At 35.4% G+C, this 260-nt stretch carries 1 protein-coding gene; it reads right to left on the reverse strand.

All coding sequences use genetic code 11. From position 1 onward, the window contains the following. Positions 1-14: 14 nt before the first annotated feature. On the reverse strand, positions 15-170 hold the full coding sequence (locus tag ACNQ0T_RS24510; RefSeq protein WP_006657670.1) for a hypothetical protein: 156 nt from the start codon (positions 168-170) through the stop codon (positions 15-17). Positions 171-260 lie beyond the last annotated feature (90 nt).

Consider the following 260-nt stretch of genomic DNA (forward strand, 5'->3'; position numbering starts at 1 on the left):
AGCTAATATTTCCCTTAAATATTTAATGTGATGGAAAGCTGCTTTTTACAGTGGCTTTTACATCCATAGTAAGAATAACTCCCCACTAGAAAGTTTCGAATGTCATCAAGCTCATCCAATTCTTCAAGCTTATCTTTCATCACGCGCTGACGTTGGTAAATATCATTCACTCGGTTAGCCTTAATATTATCTCTGTATTAATGGACGGAGCTTTACTGTAGTACAGATAACATCTATCATTATATAACTAGCAGTCAACC

This window comes from Enterobacter cloacae complex sp.6700776 (assembly GCF_048284255.1).
Taxonomy (GTDB): domain Bacteria; phylum Pseudomonadota; class Gammaproteobacteria; order Enterobacterales; family Enterobacteriaceae; genus Enterobacter; species Enterobacter intestinihominis.